19 protein-coding genes and 2 pseudogenes are annotated in these 23,613 nt (G+C 60.4%); 14 read left to right on the plus strand and 7 right to left on the minus strand.

Features of this window, described 5'->3' with window-relative positions; all coding sequences use genetic code 11:
• Positions 1-106: 106 nt before the first annotated feature.
• On the minus strand, positions 107-508 hold the full coding sequence (locus ABIE33_RS18690; protein ID WP_429127845.1) for a SyrB-like regulator: 402 nt from the start codon (positions 506-508) through the stop codon (positions 107-109).
• Positions 509-917: 409 nt separating this feature from the next.
• On the opposite strand from ABIE33_RS18690, the gene ABIE33_RS18695 reads away from it, so the two are divergent.
• The 7 genes and pseudogenes from ABIE33_RS18695 to ABIE33_RS18725 all read left to right on the plus strand — a co-directional run bounded on the left by ABIE33_RS18695 (position 918) and on the right by ABIE33_RS18725 (position 13,255).
• Positions 918-1,094: a hypothetical protein gene (locus tag ABIE33_RS18695; RefSeq protein ID WP_429127847.1), complete on the plus strand. Its 177-nt coding sequence runs from the start codon at positions 918-920 to the stop codon at positions 1,092-1,094.
• Between the two features lie 226 nt (positions 1,095-1,320).
• Positions 1,321-2,343, plus strand: a complete 1,023-nt coding sequence (locus ABIE33_RS18700) for a DUF3991 and toprim domain-containing protein (protein ID WP_429127850.1) — start codon at positions 1,321-1,323, stop codon at positions 2,341-2,343.
• Positions 2,344-2,416: 73 nt separating this feature from the next.
• The gene (locus ABIE33_RS18705) at positions 2,417-3,022 is read left to right on the plus strand and encodes a DUF1419 domain-containing protein (protein ID WP_429127853.1); all 606 of its coding nucleotides are present in this window, start codon (positions 2,417-2,419) and stop codon (positions 3,020-3,022) included.
• 87 nt (positions 3,023-3,109) lie between these two features.
• Positions 3,110-8,214 (plus strand): annotated as a pseudogene (locus ABIE33_RS18710) (DEAD/DEAH box helicase family protein).
• 736 nt (positions 8,215-8,950) lie between these two features.
• A complete protein-coding gene (locus ABIE33_RS18715; RefSeq protein WP_429127855.1) occupies positions 8,951-10,690 on the plus strand; it encodes a ParB/RepB/Spo0J family partition protein in 1,740 nt (579 codons plus the stop codon).
• A gap of 736 nt (positions 10,691-11,426) precedes the next feature.
• Positions 11,427-12,014, plus strand: a complete 588-nt coding sequence (locus ABIE33_RS18720) for a hypothetical protein (RefSeq protein WP_429127858.1) — start codon at positions 11,427-11,429, stop codon at positions 12,012-12,014.
• 302 nt (positions 12,015-12,316) lie between these two features.
• Positions 12,317-13,255, plus strand: coding sequence for an ArdC family protein (locus tag ABIE33_RS18725; RefSeq protein ID WP_429127861.1), 939 nt, complete (start codon positions 12,317-12,319; stop codon positions 13,253-13,255).
• Positions 13,256-13,275: 20 nt separating this feature from the next.
• Here the strand turns inward: ABIE33_RS18725 and ABIE33_RS18730 are convergent, their stop codons facing one another.
• Positions 13,276-13,452 carry a hypothetical protein gene (locus tag ABIE33_RS18730; RefSeq protein ID WP_429127864.1) on the minus strand — a complete coding sequence of 59 codons (177 nt, stop codon included), beginning with the start codon at positions 13,450-13,452 and terminating at the stop codon, positions 13,276-13,278.
• 479 nt (positions 13,453-13,931) lie between these two features.
• On the opposite strand from ABIE33_RS18730, the gene ABIE33_RS18735 reads away from it, so the two are divergent.
• Positions 13,932-14,240, plus strand: a complete 309-nt coding sequence (locus tag ABIE33_RS18735; RefSeq protein ID WP_115422174.1) for a DUF736 domain-containing protein — start codon at positions 13,932-13,934, stop codon at positions 14,238-14,240.
• Positions 14,241-14,949: 709 nt separating this feature from the next.
• Positions 14,950-15,100: pseudogene (locus tag ABIE33_RS18740) on the plus strand (DUF736 family protein); the annotation flags it as partial.
• Between the two features lie 127 nt (positions 15,101-15,227).
• On the opposite strand, the gene ABIE33_RS18745 reads toward ABIE33_RS18740, so the two are convergent.
• A complete protein-coding gene (locus ABIE33_RS18745; protein WP_429127867.1) occupies positions 15,228-17,591 on the minus strand; it encodes a TOTE conflict system archaeo-eukaryotic primase domain-containing protein in 2,364 nt (787 codons plus the stop codon).
• A 173-nt stretch (positions 17,592-17,764) separates the two neighbouring features.
• Between ABIE33_RS18745 and ABIE33_RS18750 the strand changes: the two genes are divergently transcribed.
• From ABIE33_RS18750 to ABIE33_RS18770, 5 genes are all read left to right on the plus strand, one after another.
• Positions 17,765-18,028 carry a DUF736 domain-containing protein gene (locus ABIE33_RS18750; protein ID WP_429127870.1) on the plus strand — a complete coding sequence of 88 codons (264 nt, stop codon included), beginning with the start codon at positions 17,765-17,767 and terminating at the stop codon, positions 18,026-18,028.
• Between the two features lie 127 nt (positions 18,029-18,155).
• The gene (locus ABIE33_RS18755) at positions 18,156-18,422 is read left to right on the plus strand and encodes a type II toxin-antitoxin system prevent-host-death family antitoxin (protein WP_429127872.1); all 267 of its coding nucleotides are present in this window, start codon (positions 18,156-18,158) and stop codon (positions 18,420-18,422) included.
• On the plus strand, positions 18,419-18,835 hold the full coding sequence (locus ABIE33_RS18760; protein ID WP_429127875.1) for a hypothetical protein: 417 nt from the start codon (positions 18,419-18,421) through the stop codon (positions 18,833-18,835). Before ABIE33_RS18755 ends, ABIE33_RS18760 begins: the two co-directional genes overlap by 4 nt.
• 627 nt (positions 18,836-19,462) lie before the next feature.
• A complete protein-coding gene (locus ABIE33_RS18765) occupies positions 19,463-19,771 on the plus strand; it encodes a DUF736 domain-containing protein (RefSeq protein ID WP_115422174.1) in 309 nt (102 codons plus the stop codon).
• A gap of 290 nt (positions 19,772-20,061) precedes the next feature.
• Positions 20,062-20,226 (plus strand): hypothetical protein, encoded by a 165-nt coding sequence (locus ABIE33_RS18770; protein ID WP_429127876.1) that lies wholly within the window; start codon positions 20,062-20,064, stop codon positions 20,224-20,226.
• 99 nt (positions 20,227-20,325) lie between these two features.
• Here the strand turns inward: ABIE33_RS18770 and ABIE33_RS18775 are convergent, their stop codons facing one another.
• The 4 genes from ABIE33_RS18775 to traC form a co-directional block, all read right to left on the minus strand.
• Complete coding sequence (locus tag ABIE33_RS18775; protein WP_429127976.1) at positions 20,326-20,583, minus strand: WGR domain-containing protein; 258 nt, start codon at positions 20,581-20,583, stop codon at positions 20,326-20,328.
• Positions 20,584-20,993: 410 nt separating this feature from the next.
• Positions 20,994-22,904: a Ti-type conjugative transfer system protein TraG gene (gene traG / locus ABIE33_RS18780; RefSeq protein WP_429127878.1), complete on the minus strand. Its 1,911-nt coding sequence runs from the start codon at positions 22,902-22,904 to the stop codon at positions 20,994-20,996.
• Entirely contained in the window at positions 22,891-23,106 is a 216-nt protein-coding gene (gene traD, locus ABIE33_RS18785; protein ID WP_429127881.1) for a type IV conjugative transfer system coupling protein TraD, read from the minus strand. Before traD ends, traG begins: the two co-directional genes overlap by 14 nt.
• Before the next feature lie 4 nt (positions 23,107-23,110).
• Positions 23,111-23,413 (minus strand): conjugal transfer protein TraC, encoded by a 303-nt coding sequence (traC, locus tag ABIE33_RS18790; RefSeq protein ID WP_429127883.1) that lies wholly within the window; start codon positions 23,411-23,413, stop codon positions 23,111-23,113.
• Positions 23,414-23,613 lie beyond the last annotated feature (200 nt).

Genomic DNA, 23,613 nt, shown 5'->3' on the forward strand with positions numbered 1-23,613 from the left:
CGTCACCCCGAGCAATCGCTCCGGCATTCTTGCTGGTTCGCGGCGCGACCAGCAAGAACGCGATGACGAGAACCGATCGCGCAATTTGATCGGTTCATCGCCAAGATCAAACAAGACCAAGCCGCTTGCGCAGATCAGCATTCTCAGCCCTCAGCTTCTCGGCCAGGGCCTTACGCAGCCGAGCGTTTTCTTCTTCAAGCTGAAGCAGATCCGCAAACTCATCGAGGGCTGGAGCAGGCGTTTCCGCCGGTTGCTTTTCTGGCGCGGCGCTAACGGGTTTCTTGGCGAGGTTCTTTGCCCTCGTCTTGGCAACAGCCTGCGGCTGCACTGAGGCAGTGTCCGCCGCGCGTTTCTTGCGCCCCCTGGTCTTCGGCACAGCTATCGCCTCGGGGTCTCCCGATGTTGCTTCGACAGCAGCCTTCTTGGGCTGCGGCCCCCGGCTTTTCTTAACCGGCGCTATTTCTGCCGGCGTTGTCTCTACGATCTCAGTCGCGTTCTCGTCTGCCATGAGTTGTTTTCCTCTCCAACCGTGCACTCTTGTCCAATGGACGCAAAAAAGAGTCAATCTCGCGTGTTGATGACGGTTTACGGATTGGATCTGCGAGGTCACGACTGTGCCCGGGCCGCGCGCATCCAGACCGGTCAACGTCTTGCCACTGCACGGTGGCCAGCGCGGTAGAGGTGCGACATGAAATCGACGGCTCAAAGAGAGGCCCGCAATTCAGAGCGTTCCAATCCCGCTTGTTTGTGATGGTGTCCTGGCCCGGTTCCGGATCTTCCACGATCAACCCGCAAGGGGTCCGCTAGCCAGCTGCGGCCGCTCTCGGCTATCGCCGCCGCGGTGATCGCGCCCGTTTCCGGGCCCTTTGGGGAGCCATCAAGCGGGAATTGGCCCGCCCCCAGATGGAGCCTCACAGATGTCGCACGATCTTTCTCTCGCACAGGCCCACGCCTTCCAGCTTTCCCGCGACCTGATGGTCCCGGTCACCGTCTTCGAAGTCGACGGTGAATATGGCGTCCTTCCCTCTGACGAGATCGACGCAAGCGACGATCTCGAGGTCATCCATGAGTTTCATCCCTGGGCGGCTCATTGAGCCGCCGCTGCCGTCGCTTGTTGGCCGTTCCGGCTGCCGCTTGCGAGCCGGCGGCCGCAAGGGAGGCTTCGCCGTGGCCGGGACGCAAGCATTGGTGAATCCGACAATTGCCAGCCACGCCCTTGCAGCCTTTGCTCTTCGCGGCCGGTGGAAGTTGGCCCGCGATATTCACGGGAAGAAAAGAGATGAGAGGCCGATCGACGGGTAGCGACCGGAGGAGGGAAAGATGAATAGAAGCGAGATCGAGCGGCTGCGGGAAACAGTGGGCTGCCAAACCGTGGTGGAGGCGTTCGGCTTCGCCCTTGATATCAAAGAGAGCACAAGGCGTGCCATGAAGTATCGCCGTGGCAGCGAGATCATCATCGTCACGCATGCCGGGCGGGGATGGTTCAATCCCCTTGGCGCGGAGAAGGGCGACGTCTTTAGCCTGATGGCCTGTCTCGAGAATTGCGCTTTTCTTGAAGCATGTGAGCGGGTTGGCGCCCTTGCGGGCGCTCAGCCGTCGCAGTCCATCTGGGTCCACGAAGATCGCGCGCTCGCCGACCTCACATCCATATCCGAAATTTGGGCCCTCCGGAGACCGCCATGGCCGGGCTCAGCGTCATGGCGCTATCTGCGTTGGCAGCGTTCTATTCCTGCCTCTATCATCCGGGCTGCGATCGGCCACGGTACCCTGCGTGAGGGGCCATTTGGAAGCATGTGGGCGGCACACACCGGCGAGACGGGTGCTGTTTGCGGATGGGAGGCCCGCGGACCGGAATGGCGCGGCTTTGCGACGGGCGGCCGTAAGACCCTGTTCCGACTTGGCTGCAGCTACGCCTTTCGCCTCTGTGTGACCGAGGCGGCAATCGATGCCATGAGCCTGGCTGCCCTCGAAGGGATGCGGGACGGCACACTCTATCTCAGTACCGGCGGTGGCTGGGCGCCGGCGACCGAGGCAGCTTTACGCTTGCTGGCAGCAGGACCGGACGTGCAACTCGTGGCGGCGACGGACGCCAATTCTCAAGGCGACGCCTACGCTGACAGGCTTCGCGCATTGTCAGACGACGTCGGCTGCACATGGCTCCGGCTTCGTCCCTCAGCCGATGATTGGAATGAAGTCTTGAAGCAGCGGGAGAAGGAGAGAATGGAGCGGAAATTGGAGGGAGACGTACCGTATTCCCACCGGCCGCATCAAGGGAAGCTTCGCCCGGCTTCGCCGGCCCTGGACCCGGCCGATCGGGATGCCGGCGACAGGGAGGTGTCATGAAGGATCGAAGAGAAGAGTGAGGTCGTGAGGATCCGCAGCCCTTCGATCCGGCAAAGCACAGAAGGAGCTGCAGATGACAATCCTCAGTCCGATCCGGAAGGTCTTCCAGGGAACGGCCACGCGCCAACAGATGTTCTCGCTGTTCGATCGCCACGCCCAGCGGCCTAGCCGATGGGAGGATGGCGCATCCGCACTCTATGCCGGCGAGTGGTTCGAGGTCACCGAAGCCGCACACGATTACATGTTCGAAATTCTGCCGCCGCTTTGGATCCATGGCTCTATGTTCGCGATTCGCGAGTTCCTGACCGGCTCGTTAACATCAGTGTTCTTCGCACTGGGGATCGATGGCGTGGACCGACGTTTTCATGGCTATTGTGATCTCTCGGACCGCGGGTCCACAGAGGCCATGCGGCTTGCGATCCTTGAGCGTGAATGCCGGCCTGTGCGCACGATGACGCGAGATGAGTGCCTCGAACATATCTGGAGCAGCACCACGGAAGCCTATCGTGGTTATGCAGACGACCGTTGGCCGCAACCCGTTCGGGGCCAAAGAACCGTTGTCCTGTGCGGCGAACCAAGGCGCGCCTTTCACAAGCTTTTGAGCGATCTGACCGACGACGAGATCTCGGCGAAACTGCCCGTTCAGCTGCGACATCTCCCAGCGCCGCTCGTGGCTTAAGCCCGGCACCGCTCTTTTCCAAACCCGCGCATCCGACGCCTGCCGTTTACGGCGGACGGTTTTGCGCATCCTTGAAGGAATTTCTTGATGAGCAACGACCCATTCTCTCTCGGCATATCAGGTACCTCTGTCCTTTCGTCTGGCCTTGGACTCTGCGTGACTGCGCTTGGCGGGTTCGACCCGGTCGCCGTCAATGACGACGATCCGGATCCACCACCATCCTCGCCAGCTCCGGCGCGTGCCATCGGCGCGGTTTCGAGATCGGAGCCGCGCAGTCCAGGGCAGCGTGAGAACTTCCATCTCGATGGAGAGGATCGCAGCCTGGCCAGGACTTGGAAGGAGCGGGCGCGGGTGAACGTTGCGGCCATTTTGACCGCCAATGAGATTTTGCGAAACAATGTGCCGGTTACGCGGGAGCATCAGAAGCGGTTGATTCGCTTTACGGGCTTCGGCGCGTCAGAGCTGGCGAACGGCATGTTTCGTCGACCCGGTGAGGCAGCGTTCAAAGACGGCTGGAACGAGCTCGGCAGTTCACTGGAGGCGGCGGTGAATGACGAGGACTACGCGTCGCTCGCGCGCTGCACTCAATATGCGCATTTCACGCCGGAGTTCATCGTCCGGGCGATCTGGGCTGGACTTCAGCGCCTTGGTTGGCGCGGCGGCCGGATCCTTGGACCGGGGATCGGCACGGGCCTGTTTCCGGCCTTGATGCCCCCGCAGTTCAGGGATCGTGCTTATGTCACCGGGATTGAACTCGATCCCGTGACAGACCGGATCGCACGGCTGCTTCAGCCCCGCGCACGGATCGTCAATGGCGATTTTGCGAGGGTGGATCTCGCGCCGATCTATGACCTTGCCATCGGCAATCCCCCCTTCTGCGACCGCACAGTTCGTTCTGATCGGAGCTATCGGTCGCTCGGTCTGCGTCTGCACGACTATTTCGTCGCCCGATCCATCGATCTGCTTAAGCCGGGAGCCTTTGCAGCCTTCGTCACCAGCGCCGGCACGATGGACAAGTGGGATAGCACCGCACGAGCGCACATCGCCAAATCCGCCAACCTCATTGCGGCCATCCGGCTGCCCCAAGGCAGCTTCCGGCGTGACGCAGGGACCGACACGGTTGTCGATATACTCTTCTTCAGGAAGCGGAAGACAGACGAGCCCGAGGGCGACGTCTCTTGGCTCGATGTGGACGAGGTTCGGGGCGCATCGGAAGACGAAGGCGCGATCCGAGTGAACCGCTGGTTTGTGCGCCACCCGGATTTTGTGCTTGGCGATCATGCCCTGACGTCTGGCCCGTTCGGCGAAACCTATACTTGCCGGCCGCGCGCGGGTGAGGATCTTGAAGTGCTGTTGAACGCTGCCATCGGCCGCTTTCCTGAGGACATTTACGATGGCGAGCCGAGCGCTATCGATCTCGATCTTGAGGATGAGTTGGCGGAGGTCGTCGACGTCATGTCCGGCAACGCCAAGGTGCGTGAGGGCAGCTATTTCATCGACCAAAAGCATGACCTCATGCAGATCGTCGATGGTGCTCCGATCGCAATCGATGTCCGCAAGAGCCGGAGCAGTGAAGGGCTTTCCGAGAAGCATGTCCGGATCATCAGCAAGCTGATCCCCATCCGAGACGCTGTGCGGGACGTCTTGAAAGCCCAAGAGGCAGATCACCCATGGCGTGATGCTCAGGTTCGGCTTCGGATCGCCTGGTCGAGCTTTGTTCGCGACTTCGGACCGATCAACCGCACCGAAGTCTCGATCCGGGAGGATGCAGATAGTGGCGAGGTGCGCGAGGTCGACCGGCAGCCGAACCTCGCACCCTTCCGTGACGATCCCGATTGCTGGCTCGTGGCATCGATCGAGGACTACGATCTTGATACCGACACGGCCAAGCCCGGTCCGATCTTCTGCGAACGGGTGATCGCACGCCCTTCCCCACCCATCGTGTCCAGCGCCGCCGACGCACTTGCCGTCGTTCTCAACGAACAAGGTTGTGTCGACCTCGATCACATCGCGGAACTGCTTCACTGCGATATCGAGGCCGTAGTCGATCAACTCGGCGAAACCGTCTTTCGAAACCCCGCCGACGGTGTCTGGCAGACCGCTGACGCCTATCTCTCTGGGCAGGTTCGCTCGAAGCTCGCTGTCGCGGAGGCAGCGGCCAATCTCGATCCTGCCTTCCAGCGGAACGTGCGTGCCCTGCAGGCGGTACAGCCGGCAGACCTTAGGCCGTCGGACATCACCGCTCGCCTTGGTGCTCCGTGGATCGCGGCCGCCGACGTCGTTGCCTTCGTCAAGGAGACGATGGCGGCGGACATCCGCATCCACCACATGCCGGAGCTTGGCTCCTGGACTGTGGAAGCACGTCAACTCGGCTACTCTGCCGCAGGTACGTCTGAGTGGGGGACAAGTCGCAGGCATGCCGGCGAGCTGCTTTCGGATGCACTCAACAGTCGCGTCCCTCAGATCTTCGACATTTTCAAGGATGTTGGCGGCGAACGGCGCGTGCTGAACGTCGTTGATACCGAAGCGGCTCGCGAGAAACTGCAGAAAATCCGAACCGCGTTCGAGCGCTGGATCTGGACCGATGCCGATCGCACCGATCGGCTCGCCCGCGTCTATAACGATCGCTTCAACAATATTGCGCCACGCGCATTCGACGGCTCCCATCTCAAACTTCCCGGCGCCTCAGGCGCCTTCGTTCTTTATGCTCATCAGAAGCGCGGTATCTGGCGGATCATCGCTGATGGCTCGACGTACCTCGCCCATGCCGTCGGCGCCGGCAAGACGATGACGATGGCGGCGGCCGTGATGGAGCAACGTCGGCTTGGCCTGGTTGCCAAGGCGATGATGGTCGTCCCCGGTCATTGCCTTGCGCAGGCGGCACGCGAGTTCCTCGCGCTCTATCCGAACGCCCGCATCCTCGTTGCTGACGAGACGAACTTTTCCAGGGACAAACGTGCCCGGTTCCTGAGCCGTGCTGCGACCGCGACCTGGGATGCGATCATCATCACGCATTCCGCCTTCAAGTTCATCGGCGTGCCGTCAGCCTTCGAACAGCAAATGATCCAGGATGAGCTTCAGCTTTACGAGGAGCTTCTGAACAAGGTCGACAGCAAGGACCGCGTGTCGCGCAAGCGGCTCGAGCATTTAAAGGAAGGACTTGAAGAGCGCCTGCAGGCACTCACGTCCCGCAAGGACGACCTTCTCACCATCTCCGAAATCGGGGTCGACCAGATCATCGTCGATGAAGCGCAGGAATTCCGCAAACTCTCCTTTGCAACGAACATGTCGACGCTCAAGGGCATCGATCCGAACGGCTCGCAGCGCGCGTGGGATCTCTATGTCAAATCCCGCTTCATCGAAACGAAGAACCCGGGCCGTGCGCTGGTGCTTGCCTCCGGTACGCCCATCACCAACACGCTTGGAGAGATGTTCTCGATGCAGCGGCTTCTTGGATATGACGACCTGCACGAGCGAGGCCTGCATGAGTTCGATGCCTGGGCCTCGTGCTTCGGCGACACCGTGACGGAGCTCGAAATCCAGCCGTCCGGCAAATACAAGCCTGTCAGCCGGTTCGCGTCCTTCGTCAACGTTCCTGAGCTGATTTCGATGTTCCGCCGGTTTGCGGACGTGGTGATGCCGTCAGATCTTCGCGAATATGTGCGGGTGCCGGAAATTTCAACCGGTCGCCGACAGATACTGACTGCTCCGCCGACGGCGGCATTCAGGTTCTATCAGCAGCTTCTGGAAAGTCGCATCAAGGCGATTGAAGAGCGCGAAGGGCCAGCACAGCCCGGCGATGACATCTTGCTGTCGATCATCACCGACGGTCGCCACGCTGCGATCGATCTCCGTCTGGTTCTGCCGGCGAGCGACAATGAGCCAGACAACAAGCTCAATCTCCTGATCCAGAACGCATATCGCATTTGGCAGGAGACGTCCGCAAGCACTTATCTCCGCCCGGACTGTAAAGCCTATGAGCGCCCGGTGCAGCACAGATGATCTTCTGCGATCTCGGCACGATCAATTTCGAGAAATCGCGAGGCTTCTCTGCCTACCGTTGGATCCGCGACGAACTGGTTCGTCTCGGCGTACCGTCATCGGAGATCGCCTATATGCAGGATTTCAAGAAGACCGAGGCCAAGCAGAGGCTGTTCGGCGATGTCCGTGCCGGCCGCGTACGTTTCCTTATCGGTAGCTCGGAGACCATGGGCACTGGCGTCAATGCGCAGCTTCGGCTCAAGGCACTCCATCATCTCGACGTGCCGTGGCTTCCATCCCAGATCGAGCAACGCGAAGGCCGCATAGTCCGGCAGGGCAACCAGAACGACGTCGTCGATATCTTCGCCTATGCCACGCAAGGCTCGCTCGACGCCTCGATGTGGCAGAACAATGAACGAAAGGCGCGCTTCATCGCCGCCGCACTTTCCGGCGATACCTCCATCCGGCGGCTGGAGGACCTGGGCGAAGGCCAGGCAAACCAGTTCGCGATGGCCAAGGCGATTGCGTCGGGCGACGAGCGCCTGATGAAGAAAGCTGGTCTTGAAGCCGACATCGCCCGTCTCGAGCGCCTTCGGGCCGCGCATGACGACGACCTTTACGCCGTGCGCAGGCAGATCCGCGATGCTGAGCGGGATATCGAACATTCGACACGCCGGATTGATGAAATCGGCAAGGACATCGAGCGTCTTATCCCGACCGGTGGCGACGCCTTTGCGATGGTCGCTCTTGGCACGTCTTACACCGAGCGCAAGGAAGCCGGCCGCGCAATGATGAAAGAGATCCTCACGCTCGTCCAACTCCAGAGGCAAGGCACGGTCCATCTGGCCACGATTGGCGGATTTGAACTCGTCTTTGATGGCGAGCGCATCGGCAAGGATGGGTACCACTATCAGACTGTTCTGCAGCGAACCGGGGCTGATTGTGAGATCGATCTGGCGGTGACCGTCACCCCGCTTGGCGCGATCACCCGGATTGAGCACGCTTTGGGTGGCTTCGACGATGAACAGAGGCGTTATCGAAAGCAGTTGGATGAAGTGCGGCAGCGCCTCACATCCTATCGTTTGCGCGACGGCGGTCAGTTCGCCTTTGCTGAGGAGCTGGCTGAGACGCGCCGCACGCTAAAAGAAGTGGAAGCGGCGCTTGCAGCTGATGGCAGTGACGACACAGGCTCGGAACCGCGAGCAGACTGAGTAAATCGAAGTGATCCGGAAGGCGTTGTTTTGGATGTGGTGCAGCATCTGCATGGCTGCCTTGCACAATAATTGGTTTCGACGAGATCAAAAACCGGGCATTCTGCCCCCAGCTGATGCACATGGCGGCCTTCCTTCCAATTGCCGCCGCACCGGCTGTTCCCCTCTGGAGGTTGAATGACCTTCATACCTTATGGGCCGCGGTTTTCCGTCGGCCCTTTTTTCTTGAGGGGCGCACTTGAAATCCATCCGGTCCGCAAGTAAATGCCGTGCACTTCCCGTTTGAACGGCATCTTGTTGCGAGTCTCTCGCCATGTTCGATACCGTCCGGGTCAAAAAGGGCGCTCCCCATCCGGGTCGAGCGCCTTTTTTGTTGCCGGCGGGGGCTCACGTATCGGGGTGGTGGAGCTCGCTGCGGCTCTCAAGAAAATTCACCTGCTTCAAGGAATGCCCTGCATCTGCAGGTGCAATCGAGAAAAGCAAAGAGTTAGAGCTTGAGCAAAGTGGTTGCAGAGCGGGCCTCCCAATGGCGCTGCGCTCAAACGCCGCCTGCGCGATCCCGGCTGACGCGTCCTTCGCAGGGCTCTTGAGCCCCGCTCGTGTCGCGCAGCAGGGACGCTCGCCCGCGCTTGCATCGTTCCGTCCGCTCCGCAGTCCGGGAAGTGTCTTCGCAAAGAAATGAAGACAGGAAGGAGCGGCACGAACGTCGCTCCGCACCCGGAAAAGGAGCTTCCCCATGCAAATCATCAAGATCGACCCGCGTGCGCTGAACGAAAATCCCGATGACATCAGGCGGTCGAAATCTTCCCCACAGGCCGACGCGCTTCTACTCGCCACGGTGAAAGCCGTCGGCATCATCCAGCCGCCTGTGGTTTCGCCGCAAGTGGATGGCGGAAACGGCTATGCCATTCAGGCAGGGCGCCGGCGCGTGCAGGCGGCGATCGCGGCGGGCCTCGAAGAAATCGAGGTGCTCGTCGAGGAGGCGGCCAATGACAACGGCGCCATGCGCTCAATGGTCGAGAACATCGCCCGCGAGCCGCTCAACCCGGTCGATCAATGGCGCGGTGTTGAGCGCCTGGTCGCCCTTGGCTGGACCGAGGAAGCGATCGCCGTCGCGCTGGCGCTGCCCGTCCGCCAGATCCGCAAGCTGCGGCTGCTTGCCAATGTTCTGCCGGCGCTGCTCGATCAGATGGCCAAGGGCGACATGCCGAATGAACAGCAACTCAGAACGATTGCGGCCGCGTCTCTCGATGATCAGAAGGAGGTCTGGAAGGCGCATAAGCCGAAGAAGGGCGATACTGCAAAATGGTGGCAGATTGCCAACGGCCTTTCGAAGGCCCGAATGTTTGCCCGCGACGCGCGCTTCGGCGACGACCTTCGTGACGCCTATGGTATCGAATGGGCAGACGACCTCTTCGGGCCGGCCGACCAGGACAACCGCTTCACAACCAACGTCGAGGCGTTCCTCGGTGCTCAGCAGGAGTGGATGGCGAACAATCTTCCAAAGAAAGGCACCATCGTCGAAACCACCAACTGGGGCCAACCTGAATTGCCTAAGAAGGCAGAGCATGTTTATGGCAAGCCGGGCAAGGGCGACCATACCGGCCTTTACCTCGACCGTGACGGCAAGGTTCAGACGGTGCACTACCGGATGCCGGAAGCGAAAGAGCCAAAGGGACAGACGGCTGCACCGGCGGATGGTGAAGTCGAAGACGGCACCGCAATCATCAAGGCGCGCCCGGACGTGACCCAGAAGGGTCACGACATGATCGGTGACTTCCGCACTGATGCGCTTCATGAGGCGCTCGCCCGCGCGCCGATTGAGGATGACATGCTGATGGCACTCCTCGTGCTTGCATTCGCGAGCCAGAACGTGCGTGTCGACTCCGGCGCCAACGACCATGTGTTTGGTCCGAAGCGTTTCACACGCCACGCCGCCCGTCTGTTCAACGAGGACGGACGACTCTCTTTCGACATGGATACGGTGCGCGTTGCTGCGCGCGCGGCGTTGACCGATGTGCTCTCATGCCGGCGCGGTATGTCGGACAGTGGCGTGGTTTCGCGCGTTGCCGGCGCGGCAATCGGCGCGGATTGCTATCTGCCGAACATGGGTACGGAGGACTTCCTCGCATGCCTGTCACGGCAGGCACTCGAATCCACTGCAATGGACGCCAACATCCAGCCGCGCGCACGTGTGCGCGAAACCCGGGCTGCTCTCGTTGAGCACTTTAACGGGGACGCGACGTTGATCCATCCAGCCGCATTGTTCGCGCCTGACCCTAAGGACGTGTCCGATCTCATCCGGCATGCTGATTACGCAGGCGCCGGCGTGGAAGACGCTGCCGATGGCGTTGACAGCGGGCGGATCGAATGGGAGGCCGATCACAATGGGGCTACGTCCGATGGCGGCGGTCTCGATGAGGACGCCGGTTCGCTCGACGATCGCGAGACCGCCTTCGGCATTGCGGCCGAATAGTTTCGAACCTTCAGCATTGTCCCCCTCCCGCCGCCGGTCACTCCGGCGGCGCTCTGCTTTTCAAGCACAGGAGATTTCAATGTCCGCGCGTCCAAACGAAGCTCGGCTGCCGCGCATGAAAGACGCGGGACAGCTCTCCCAGAGACAGCTACAGTTGCCTGAAAAGCCCAAGCGTCAATGATTGCCGCAACTCAACCTCGAGCAATACGCGGTCCCGGCGCTGGAAGAGCATCCTGAATAACGCTTGGATGGGCGGCGCACCCTCTGACGATGGCGGGAGCCTTCGCGGTCTTCGAAATACCCGCGGTCCGAGCTGGCTTCAAACCTACCGATTACCCCAAGCGAACGTACCGGACCAGGTCGATGGTAGCCCAGTGATGGCGGTTGATGGTCGCCGCAGAGGTGAGGAATGAGTCGGCGTGCCTGGACACTCTCCCATTCGCCTTCGATTGGGCGACCCGTGACGGTCTGTCCTTCGGTTTTGTTGCGGTCTGAACCAGCGGCCGTGCGCTTCAAGGCCGCTATAGCGCCGCGTGGCGGCCGGCACCCGTCTTCCTGCGCAGAGCAGACCCGCGTGAACTTCGCGAGGGCAATTGCCCTGCTTGCCCGCAGATCGGCTCCGCTTTTCCTGCCGTGTCCGGACCTTGAAACGTCCGTCTTCCGCTGGCTCTGGGCGACCGCACCGAAGGGCAAGCCGGCACGGGCCGGACCCGCTTCGGGTTCGAAAGGAAGAGACATGGCCAAGCCCGCTACCAATCCTCGCCAAGCCACCCGCACCGTCCAGCTTCGCAAAGGCGCCACCGTCGAAATGGTCCGGCTCACCTGCCCGGACGCCGCCCAGACGCTCAAGATCACAGAAAGCTTCGGGACTGCAGTCATCGACAGCGACGGTATCCGTGATCTTCACGAGCGTCTCATCTGCGAGACAGCAGATGCCTTGAGTGAGGGTCTCGGCGAACGGGCCATGCAGATCCACCTGCAGCGGATCGTCGGTGCCTTTGTCGGGTCCGCCCACGGCGCAGGTCAATTCTATAGCAAAGCCGTCACCGAGGCACGGGACGCCACGGCGAAAGCCGCAAACGACGCTCGCGACGAGGATCTCGACGGTCCGGTCGGTTATGACAGCGCCGCTCACCGCAAGCGAGAGTTTGCCGCCGACATGGGCGTCCAGGCCCACGCGCTGCGGATGGCTGCCGAAGGCGCCGTTGCTGCCTACAGCCATGTTGTAGGTGAGAGCTGGAAGCCATTCGACCGCCCGATCGAGAACCATGGTCAATCCGTCAACCGCATGGCCGCAGAGGCGCAGATGTCAGCATTCGACTGATCGGTTCCAGGCGGGCTCGCCCCGCCTGCTTCAACTTGACAGCGCCGACCCTCACCGACCGGCCGCATTTCTAATGCGGTCTCCAGGGACGGGAAGGCAAAAGAGAGGAGTTGAAGACCGGGTCGACGCGGCCCGTCTTGGGCTTCGGACCTGCAGGAGCCGCCAGCGACATGCAACGGCGTCGCCGTCCTCCACGGATGTTTCGGCCGTTCCGGTGCATGTCGCCCGCTTGTGGGCTCCTGCCTCTGGTCTTCGCGACGGGACCGCGATTGGCGCGGTTCCCAGGAAGTGGAGGCAAGAAGATGAGCAGGAAAATCGAAGGCCGGCACGCCGACATCTATTCCCGGATCACCGACAAGATCATCGAGGAACTTGCAAACGGCGTCCGGCCGTGGATGAAACCGTGGAACGCGGCCAACACGAATGGCCGCATCACCCGACCGTTGCGGTATAACGGACAGCCTTATTCGGGCATGAACGTGCTTCTTCTCTGGTCAGAGCAGATGTCGCGAGGGTTCAGCTCCTCGATATGGATGACGTTCAAGCAGGCGCTCGAGCTTGGTGCGGCCGTCCGAAAGGGCGAAACGGGATCGACGGTCGTGTTCGCAAGCCGGTTCACGAAATCCGAAGCCGATGGCAATGGCAATGGCAATGGCGGCGAGATCGATCGGGAAATCCCCTTCCTCAAGGCCTATTCCGTCTTCAATATCGAGCAGATCGATGGGCTGCCCGACCATTACTATCATCGCTCCGAAGCGGTCCCCGATCCCGTTCAACGAATCGGGCAAGTGGACCGGTTTTTCCGCAATACTGGCGCAATCATCCGCCACGGCGGTAACCAGGCATTCTATGCCCCAGGTCTCGACCTGATTCAGATGCCGCCGTTCGAAACATTCAAGGATGCGGCAAGCTACTACGCGACCCTTAGCCATGAGGCGACCCACTGGACGGCACCGACCGAACGGGTTGGGCGTGACTTGTCTCGCTACAGCAAGGACAAAAGCGAACGCGCTCGCGAAGAGCTGATCTCGGAGCTCGGCGGTTGCTTCCTTTGCGCCGACCTCGGCATCGCCCCGGAGCTCGAGCCGCGGCCGGATCACGCATCCTATCTACAGTCCTGGCTCAATGTCCTCGCCGAAGACAAGCGGGCAATCTTTCAGGCGGCGGCGCACGCGCAGCGCGCGGTCGCCTTTCTCCACGGGCTTCAGCCCGAGGGGACGGAAATGCGAGATGCGGTTTGACGGTTTCGTCGTCTGACAGCTTAAGGCCGGTCGCCGCTTTCGGCGGTGGCCGGCTCCACGACCGGCTCCACCTGGTCCATGGGGCTATCGGCGACGCTCAGGTCCAGTTTCCCCCAGATCGACGGTTTATGCATGCCGGTTTTCGGCTTTCGGGAATGCTTGATCTCAACGATGAACGGCTTTGTCTGCTGACGCATTTTTCCTCCAGGCGACGAATCGCGTCATAACTTTATCGCTACAAGTTGGTCTCGCAAGTTGGCCTTGCCCGAGGATCTGAGTGAAGCATGTATTGCCGTTGTCCTGGCTGTCAGGGTCGACGCGGTGCAGCTATCGGTCGGGGCGTCTGATGTCAATCGCCACCGTCATATCCCTTTTCACAAACCGTCGTGGCACCATCCGCGGGCTCGATGGGGCATGTCTGCCCGGGGAACGGCTTCGCCTCGCTCTTGATCCCGCAACGGCCCTCCAGAACTTTCATCCCCTGGCGGAGACCACCCCACTCTTACGATGTCGAGTGGGGTGGTCTCCGCCATTCCGCGCGAAACATGAAAGTTTCTCCGCTCCGTCCTCCACGGTGTTTCGGCCCATTCGGGTGAGGTCCGATCGTCCCCGGCCTTTGCGACTGCCATCGAGGCCGCAATGGAGCGGCCCGAAACAGCAAAAAGGGAATACGACAATGGCTACCATCGGCACCTTCACCGCAAACGAAAACGGCTTCACCGGCTCAATCCGCACCCTCGCCCTCAACGTCAAGGCCCGTATCGCCCGCGTCGAGACCCCCTCGGACAAGGGCCCGCAGTTCCGCATCTTTGCGGGCGCCGTTGAACTGGGCGCCGCCTGGCAGAAGCGCTCCGAGCAGGATCGCGACTACCTCTCGGTCAAGCTCGACGATCCGAGCTTCCCGGCTCCGATCTACGCGACGTTGACGGAAGTCGATGGCGAAGACGGATACCAGCTCATCTGGTCCCGCCCGAACCGGGATTGAGGAGCTACCGGCCCCGCTCACGCAGCGGGGCCGGGCCTCACGTCTGAAGCCGGACACAGGCATCGAGCCGGTTTCCGGCTTTTCGGATGGAAACGGATGGATTAGTGGATGCCGGCGATCGACCTCTATTAACAGCGGATCACGCCAGAAATCCTGTCATTGATTGTCGGGGTTGACGAGTTCAAAGGCGCATGGCGTGCTTTGGGCCGTATGGCTCCGGATCGACTTTCAAGTGGACGGGGGGCAACGATCGAAAGCATCGGATAGTCTACATGCATCGAAGGAAAGTTAAGCGACAGTGTAAGCCGAAACACAGTCAAAGATCTTCTACGTGCATTGACCGACCAAGGGCACCTGACCCAACTCGGACCGGGTCGAAGGACCTAGTATGGTCTGAGTTAAATAGCGCTGTGACTGCGGTCCGCCGATGAGCCGACATCCGGACTGCTCTCTAATTCGAGCCACACACCAGCGCGCTATCCGCTTTTTATTGGCGCCGGCGCCCTGTCCGCAGACTCGATGGGGCATTTCTGACGGGGAGAACAGCTGCGCCAGGTTGCCGCCATTCCTCGCGAACAAGAAAGTGTCTCCGCGCCGCCCTCCACGTTGTTCCGGCCCATGTCAGGTGCGGTCCGATTGTCAGCGGCCTTTGCCGCTGCCATCGAGGCCGCAATGGAGCGGACCCGAAACAGCAGAAAGGAACATGACAATGGCGACCGTTGGCACCTTCACTTCCAACGAAAACGGCTTCAAACGGCTCGATCCGCACCCTCGCCCTCAACGACAAGGCCCGCATCGCCCGCGTCGATAACCCTTCGGACAAGGACCCGCAATTCCGCATCTTCGCCGGCTCCGTCGATTTTGCTGAGAACCTGATTATGCGGGATTCCGGTCGCTGAAGGCTGGATTTGTCGGCGGTCACGGGGGATTCTGCTCCGCATAGTCCCGATTCTGGAGCGATGGCGCTCCGCTCACAGCGGGGCGCCATCATTCGATGACATAGCCCAGCGCGCGATAGCCCAGTCGGCGTTTTGCGGCCATCCGGGCCAGCACCGGAACGGTGCCATCGACATAATCGACGACAAGGACGTCCTTCTTACCATCATGCTGGCGGTGCAGACGGCCGACATACTGCGCCAGAGTTCCCTTCCAGGCGATCGGCATGGTCAGGAACAACGTGTCGAGCCGGGCGTCATCGAAGCCTTCCCCGATGTATCGGCCTATCGCAAGTATGAGACGCTCCTCATCGTCGCTGACGTTCAATGCTGTCTTGGCCAGCGTGCGGTCTTTCGCTGACATGCCACCGCGCAAGACCACGAGATTTTTCACAAATGGTGAGAATCTCTGCTGTAGGTAGTCGAGGTGATCTCTCCGCTCCGTCAAAACAATCGGCGAACGCCTGGCCTCGAGAGATTTCAGCACATCATCGAATATCAGGTCATTTCGGCTGTGGTCTTGCGCTAGGGCCGCGTAAATTGCCGGCATTGACGGTCGTTCAACCGACGCCAGAGACGCTGGCAGGTCAAATTTTGTCGACCGATCACGCGCGCGATGGCGAATTCCACGCTCGGCAGCCTGGACCCTTGCATCTACCCGATGGCGGACGGGGCCACATTGCATAAAGATGATCGGATGATGCCCGTCTTTTCGAGCAACCGTGGCTGACAAACCAACGACGTATCGCGCCTTGGACCTCCGGGCGACCAGCTCGAAGCTTGCGGCGGACAGGTGGTGACATTCATCGACAATCAGATGACCATATTCGCCGACAATGTCCTCGACTTCACCGTTCCGCACCAGACTTTGGATTAGCGCCACATCGATGATCCCTGTCGGCTTTCTTTTCCCTCCTCCGATTATGCCGATTTGCCTTGGGTCAATGGACAGAAAGGAACTCAGGCGTTCCACCCATTGGGTCAGAAGCTCCCTGCGATGGACGAGAACCAGCGCATTGCGCGCGCGATGTGCAATAAGGGCGGCGGCCACAACCGTCTTGCCGAAGGCGGTCGTGGCGGCGAGCACACCGTAATCGTTGGCCACAAGAGCATCAAAGGCCCGCGACTGTGGCCGGCGTAGCTCCCCTTGGAACGAGACGCCGGCTGGTAGAGCCTCTCCATCTTCGCGGAGATCCTCCAAGATAGCGATCGCGCCATGGCTTCTAATGAGCTCAACCGTTTCGTCGATGCAGCCTCTTGGAAGACCGACATGAAGAGAGTGAAGCTCAGCGCATGAGATGATCCTCGGCTTGCCGAATGTTGGCAATCGCATCGCTTGTGCGCGGTAGAATTCAGGGTTCTGGAATGCTGCCAGACGTACAAACTGCGCAATCAGCGCCGGCGGAAGCTCTGTCCTATCGATATAGATCTGATCTGCGACTACGACCTTGATACTGGGTGGGATCGGAGCCTCTATTCGCCGCGGCTCGCTACGACGTGACGGCAACATCTTCCACGGCTCGTCGGCATGTTCGTCATCGACCGGCATCCGAACGCCCAAGACCCGCCCAGACAATTCAGCCTCGTCAGCGACCTTGAAGACCGAGTCTGCCGATAGCCTCGGCAAAGACGATAGATAGGCCCACTGGTCGTCATAAGGCCGTAGGTCGTCATCGACGAAAACGCTGTTGCCAATTTCGCGGGCCTTTCTTTGAAGGGGAAGTGCGATCAGATTGCCGAAGCCGCCGAGCGGCATCGTATCCTGATTGGGAAAAAAACGGTCATAGGATGTGAAGCCGATCTCGGGGCGTTTCTCCATCGCCTCAGTAATCAAGGCCGCACCCAGTTGGCGCGCAATTTTCGCCGGAACAGGTTCGGAGAAGAATATCCAGACATGCCCCCCGTTCCCCGATCTCGACCGTTCGAGTGCGGCGGCAATTCCTTTTGCACGACACGTAGCCAGCAGTGCTCTGGTGTCATCCGCCCAGTTTTCCTTGTCGAAGTCAGTTGCTAGGAACCAGCATGTTTCATCTTGTAGCAATGGATATACGCCGGCAACAAAGTCGCCAGACCGCGCATCGCCGCCGCGAAGGTGCTTTTCGATGACGCCCTCGGACGTTGGGATGAAGGCCTGATGCGGACATTCGCCGCATTTCACCTTCGGTTTGCCACAAATCCCTTTTGCCCATTCGTTCGAACACGTCGGCGAGTATCCCGAGGTTCCAGTCTTCCTGTTTTCCCATCGCGTCGGGAAGACATCGGAACGCCCAGCGAACAGACTTCGGAACAGGGCGATTTTCTCAGACGAAGGCGAGCCGTTCGTAACTGGAGCATCGGTGAACAAGGTGCGCTCACCAGCCTGGTGACCGGATATCAACTTTCGCTCAAGTGTTTCCAATTCGAGGGCAAGCGCCATCCGCTCCGCATCCAGAGCGGCTAACCGCCGTCTAACGCGTGCGATTTCGTCGGAAGTTTCACCCGCATCCGCCAAGATCTCAGCTTCTCACAATTCACGTCTCGACCGACCATATGCCAAGGCGGCGTCAGGCTGAAGATACCAACGCTTGCCGCGCAAATTTCGGTGAAATTATGCGGAGCAGCATCCCCGTGACCGCCGACAAATCCAGCCTTCAGCGACCGGAACTCCGCATAATCACGTTCTCAGAGTTATGTGGTGCACCACATAACGTTGAACTCGGCGCCGCCTGGCAGAAGCGCTCCGAGCATGACCGCGATTACCTCTCGGCCAAGCTCGACGACCTGAGCTTCCTGGCTCCGATCCACGCGACGCTGCCGGGAGTCGATGGCGAAGGCGGATACCAGCTCATCTGGTCCCGCCCGAACCGGGACTAAGGAACTGCCGGCCCCCGCTCACGCAGCGGCGCCAAGCATCTGCAAAATACAGCATTTACAGCAGTGCTGTAATTACTGTATTTTAACCGCAATATTCAGATCCGCCGTAGGCACAACGGAGATAAGCATGAAACGTCATAGTGGTTCATACTCAACCAGCGATCTTTCCCGAAAATCCGGCGATATTATCGCTGAGGCCTTGCGGCATCCTGTGACGATCACACAGCGCAACAAGCCGCGCCTCGTGCTTCTCAACATCGATGACTATGAGCGGTTGATGCGACAATCCGATGCGCGATCGGTGGGCACGCTCGAAACCATGCCGCGCGAACTGCTCGACGAATTTGAGGCGGCGGTCGATTCCTATGCCGAAAGCGAAGAGGGCAACCGATGAGCGGCTATGACGCCATCCAAACCGCGACAGTAATCCGCTATCCCTATCTTTGGGCGAGAGAAGCCGGCCAGGGTGAGACGGAGGGCCGCAAAGATCGACCGGTCGCGGTTGGCGTAAGGCTCTCACGACCCAATGGAGATTTGGTAGTGATCTTCGCGATCACCACGAAGCAGCCAGAGAAGTCTCGCTTTACCGCGGAGATCCCCGCCATTGAGAAACGGCGGGCTGGGCTCGATGCAGACCTCCGGCTCTGGATCATCCTTGATGAATTCAACACCGATGTCGTCGGTCGCTCCTTCTACCTTGAACCGGAACCACCGCTTGGCCGATTGAGCAAGGCCTTCTTCCTTCCCCTTCTTCGTGAGTTTATCGCGCGTCGCAAATCGCTGACCGAGGTCAGCCGGTCCAAATAGCGGCCGTGAATGGTTCAGACCGGAGTGCCGGGTTGGGCCGGACCTTACTCTTGGCGGCGTGGGGCGACGTCCTGCCTAATTTTCGGATGTGGCCTTGGCACTCGAGGCCGGTTGACCGCGGACCGCCCGAAAGATGGTGCTGTGGCCCGGCTTGAAGACTGCTCAAATCTGTCCGATGGCACAGTCATCGATAGCATGCGACGAAGACACATGCGCGATGCAATTCGGCCGGCCATGTCGCGGTTAGCAGGAGTGGGTCTAGCGTGACCGTGCCAGCGCATGAAGTCTGCCGAGGGAGGTCCATTTCTTTCTTCCTCTCATTGCCGTCGTAGGCCAAGTCCTTCTGCGGCTCGATGGGGCATGTCTGCCCGGGGAACGGCTTCGTCTCGCTCTTGCTCCCGCAACGGCCCTCCAGAACTTTCATCCCCCGGCGGAGACCACCCCACTCTGACGATGTCGAGTGGGAACCCCGGATCACCGCCATTCCGCGCGAAACATGAAAGTTTCTCCGCTCCGTCCTCCACGGTGTTTCGGCCCATTCGGGTGCGGTCCGATCGTCCCCGGCCTTTGCGACTGCCATCGAGGCCGCAATGGAGCGGCCCGAAACAGCAAAAAGGGAATACGACAATGGCTACCATCGGCACCTTCACCGCAAACGAAAACGGCTTCACCGGCTCAATCCGCACCCTCGCCCTCAACGTCAAGGCCCGTATCGCCCGCGTCGAGACCCCCTCGGACAAGGGCCCGCAGTTCCGCATCTTTGCGGGCGCCGTTGAACTGGGCGCCGCCTGGCAGAAGCGCTCCGAGCAGGACCGCGACTACCTCTCGGTCAAGCTCGACGACCCGAGCTTCCCGGCTCCGATCTACGCGACGTTGACGGAAGTCGATGGCGAAGACGGATACCAGCTCATCTGGTCCCGCCCGAACCGGGATTGAGGAGCTACCGGCCCCGCTCACGCAGCGGGGCCGGGCCTCATGTCTGAAGCCGGACACAGGCATCGAGCCGGTTTCCGGCTTTTCACTGCCACACGAGAGGTTGGGATTTGCTCAGATCATCCCATTTTGACGTGGTGAAAGGGCCGCCTCAAGGACGGGCGGTTCCCCCAAAATGCTCGCGCATTTCGGCTCCCCCACCCGCCGCGCTGCGGGCGCCTGGCGCTCCTTGACCCGGCCCTCTCCCCCCGCCCGCAGACGTCATCTTTCTCAAACATCAGGAGATGACGACGATGACGATCGAGCAACACATCGAAGAACTGCTGGCCGAGCTCAAGAACGCCGTTGGCGCTGGCGAGCGTCGGCAGATCGAGACCGAGCTTGAACTTGCACGGGCAGAGCGCGAGGTCCTCCTGGCAGAGCAAGACGGCCGTGTCAGCGCAGTGCCTCCGTTCTGACGGAGGTTTTTACATGCAACCAACATGGTGCCAATCTATGCAGTTATGGAGGCGCGGAGACTTGTCGGGCCTCAAGCCGGCGAGCCACCGCGCCGATCGTCATTGTGACAGCCACGCTTGCGGTCGATAGCCGCGTTTCCGTTTCTGTCGGACGAGGTCGAGAAACAGCAGCACAGCCTCCTCTTCCCGGCCGAAATGATGGACCATCATCTGTCCTTTCGTTCCAATGCGGCCCCACCTCCGCAAGAGACAAATGTCGCCGAAGAGGTTCGGTTCGATCGACATGGCATAGTAGCGTGCCATGTTTCTCGATGGATCGGAGCGCTCCACATAAAGCCGATAGGGTTGAGAGATCATGGGGCCAGAATCGTCGATGCCGGCGGCCGCGTCCAACGACACTTTTGAATCGATTGGCTTGAATCGATTCATATCGGTGATGTATCGAACGCGCGGTCCCTGACGAGCCGCCGTTCGTTTCACCCCGGTCAGCTTCCTCGCCCCCGTTTTTTTAACTTGTCTCGATCTTGAGCCCGTCACTGAACTTCTGAGTGCGACAAAATTGTGTGCGAGGTGCGGGGTGCAGTCGGTCCCGCCTCCCTTCGGGTACTCAGTCGAGGCTCCTGCGGCTGCCCCTCTCCCGCCCCTCACACGACGAGAATTCCCGAAATCCCGCCCTTCGGTCGTCGCGATGCTGATTTCTCCGATACTCTTCATTGTTCTGGATCAGCCTTGGTCGGATCTCCTCGCGCCGGCTCGATCCCACAGGCTCAGGCGTCTTGCGCGATTTTGTGGAACCTGTTCGCATCGACGCAAGCCTTCATGTCTTCGCGTCTGAACCAAATCGCCCGTCCGCAGCGAAGCGGTGGGTTGCCGGCGGTGAAGACGATCTGCTCATCGGCGCGCATGCGAAGCACTTCGTGTGGCTGGATCAGCGGGCGCGCGGCAAGCTGTTTTGATCTGGTTCGCGACGTTCCCTTCGCTTGAAAACTTCGGCTGACCTGGTCGACCTCGACCGTGGTCATGCCGCAGCGTTTAGAGATGTAGTCCGCTGTGTCGGGATCGTTGATCGCGGCGAAAGAAATCCAGCTCGCACTCTCGAACCACTTGCTTGCGGCATCGCGGCCGCCATAGGTTTCGCGCATTTGTCCGATCGACTGGTAGATCATCGTCAGCGTGATGCCGTATTTGCGGCCGGCATCACGCGCGGTTTCCAGGATCCGCATGTAACCGAGGCGCGCGACCTCATCTAGGAGGAAGAGCGCCCTCCCCTTCACTTGGCCGTGGCGATTGTAAATCGCGTTGAGGAACGAGCCGATGATCACCCGCGCCAGACCGGAATGCGTCTCCAAGGTCTTGATGTCGATGTTGATGAACACATCGGTCTTCCCGGCGGCAAGGGCGTCAGTCGCGAAGCTTGAACCGGACACCAAGGCTGCATAGTTCGGATAGGACAGCCAATGCGTTTCCTTGACCGCATTGGCGTAGACACCGGAGAAGGTTTCCGGAGTCATATTGACGAAGGCGGCGACGTTTTCCTTCACGAAGTTGGAGTTCGAACTGTCGTAGATCGACTGCAGCCGCTCGCGCAGTTTCGGCTCGGGTTCCGCCAGATTGGCCCGAACCTGTCGTAAGGTCTGCTTCTCCTGATCAGTGTGACCAGACAGGCAGACGTCAGCGATCAACGCGGTCAACAATTGTAGCGCCGACGCGCGAAAGAAGTCGTCGCGCACACCCCGCGGACCACCACTGTCGCTCATGATCCAAGATGCGACGGAGGCGATATCTTCCTCCCTGGTCCCGCCAAACCGACCGATCCAGTCGAGCGCATTGAAGCCGGTTTCCGGTTCCTTCGGATCGAGGATGCGGATGAGCCGCGCAGCGGCTTTACGATGCCGACAGACCATCGGCGCCACTTCGTTCGAAGGGTCGAGGACGACCAGCGCGCCACCCCATTTGAGTGCCGTCGGAATCGTCACCGATGTTGTTTTGAACCCGCCGGATCCGGCGAAGACGATCCCATGCGAAGACCCGAATGACCCATCAAAGCAGAGCAATGGCGATTTGCCGCCAGCGCCCCAGGTCTCGCGTTCATCCGCTCGAAACGATTGCTCCGCCGTACTATCCCTGTCGACGCGGTAGCATTCGCCAATGACAATTCCGCCGGTACCGGCAAAAAGCTTCTCCGCTTGTCGCATCTTCATCCAGTCGGCCTCGCCATGAAGAGCCCTTTGTCCCTTTACGCGCTTCGGCTCGGCGCGTCTGAAGGCCGCGTTGCCGATCAGCGCAACGCGGAGCGCGAAACATCCAGCCATCAGCGCTGCAACTGCGCCCATCATGGTTGCTGGGTCCAGGTACGAGGCAACGGACTTGCCCTCGGGCACATCTTGAGCAAACGCAGAAAGACGTGCTGCCGTTAGAAACGTTGCCGCGGATCCGACGAGAACGCCCCAGCCGGCGAACTTGATGGACACTGCGCCCGCGCTTGCGAACAGGAAGATCACCCCGATCGCCGCGGCGCTGACATAGGGTGCTGCGATACCGATGTGGCCGAGCGTCTGCCTTGCCGCATCCGTTTTGCCAAATGGCGAAAGCCAGTGCTCGGTCCCATCCATGCCGATCACCGTCAGTATCATCAACGCGACGGGGATGATTGCAAGCGCGAGCCTATTCGTGGTCATTGCTGAAGACCTCCACGCCAATCGCGATCAGCCGTGCCCGCTCGCCTTCGTCGGACTTCAGCCTGCACCTGAGTTCGACCAGCGCCCCGAGCAGAAGCGCGCGTTTTTCATATCGCAGGCCCGCCTTTACGATCAGGCCACCGAGTTCAATCTTTTCCCGCGTGTCCTTCTTGCGGGCATCCGATGTCCTCGTTCTCGCCATCCGTTTAAGCCTCGCTACTGCTGCTCTCAGCCGCGCCAGGCGCGAGCGTCGAGCTCTCGGCCGGTCCGCCACTTTCGGCAGTGTTCCTCCTCCCTCCGGTCGAAGCGGCGCCACCCCGGCCTCCGCGAAAGCGCGTCACCAGAACCTCGAGGGCTGCGTGAAGCTCGGTTTCGTCGATCTCGATTTCACCAAGGCCTGCCTTAAGCGCAATCCGGCCGATGCGTTCGGCTTCACGCGTCTCCGCTTGCTTGAGTTGTTCCTGCAGCTTGGCGATTTCGTCGCGAATTTTTGACGAAGGTTTCTTCATTCCGTCCGTCTCCCTGGCGTCAGAAAGCTTGTCTTTCGAAGCCAGTTTTGCGGACCGGAGGGCGCAACGCACTACGGTGAATCCTACAATCGCCAAGGGCGATGCTTTTGTGAATGATCACGGTCGTTCCGAAGGAGCGGCATCAAAGTGCGCAATTATACGTCGCAGCTGCGACGCTTTGCTTTCCCTCTGGCGGGGCC

The sequence above is a fragment of the Ensifer sp. 4252 genome (assembly GCF_050434565.1).
GTDB lineage: Bacteria > Pseudomonadota > Alphaproteobacteria > Rhizobiales > Rhizobiaceae > Ensifer.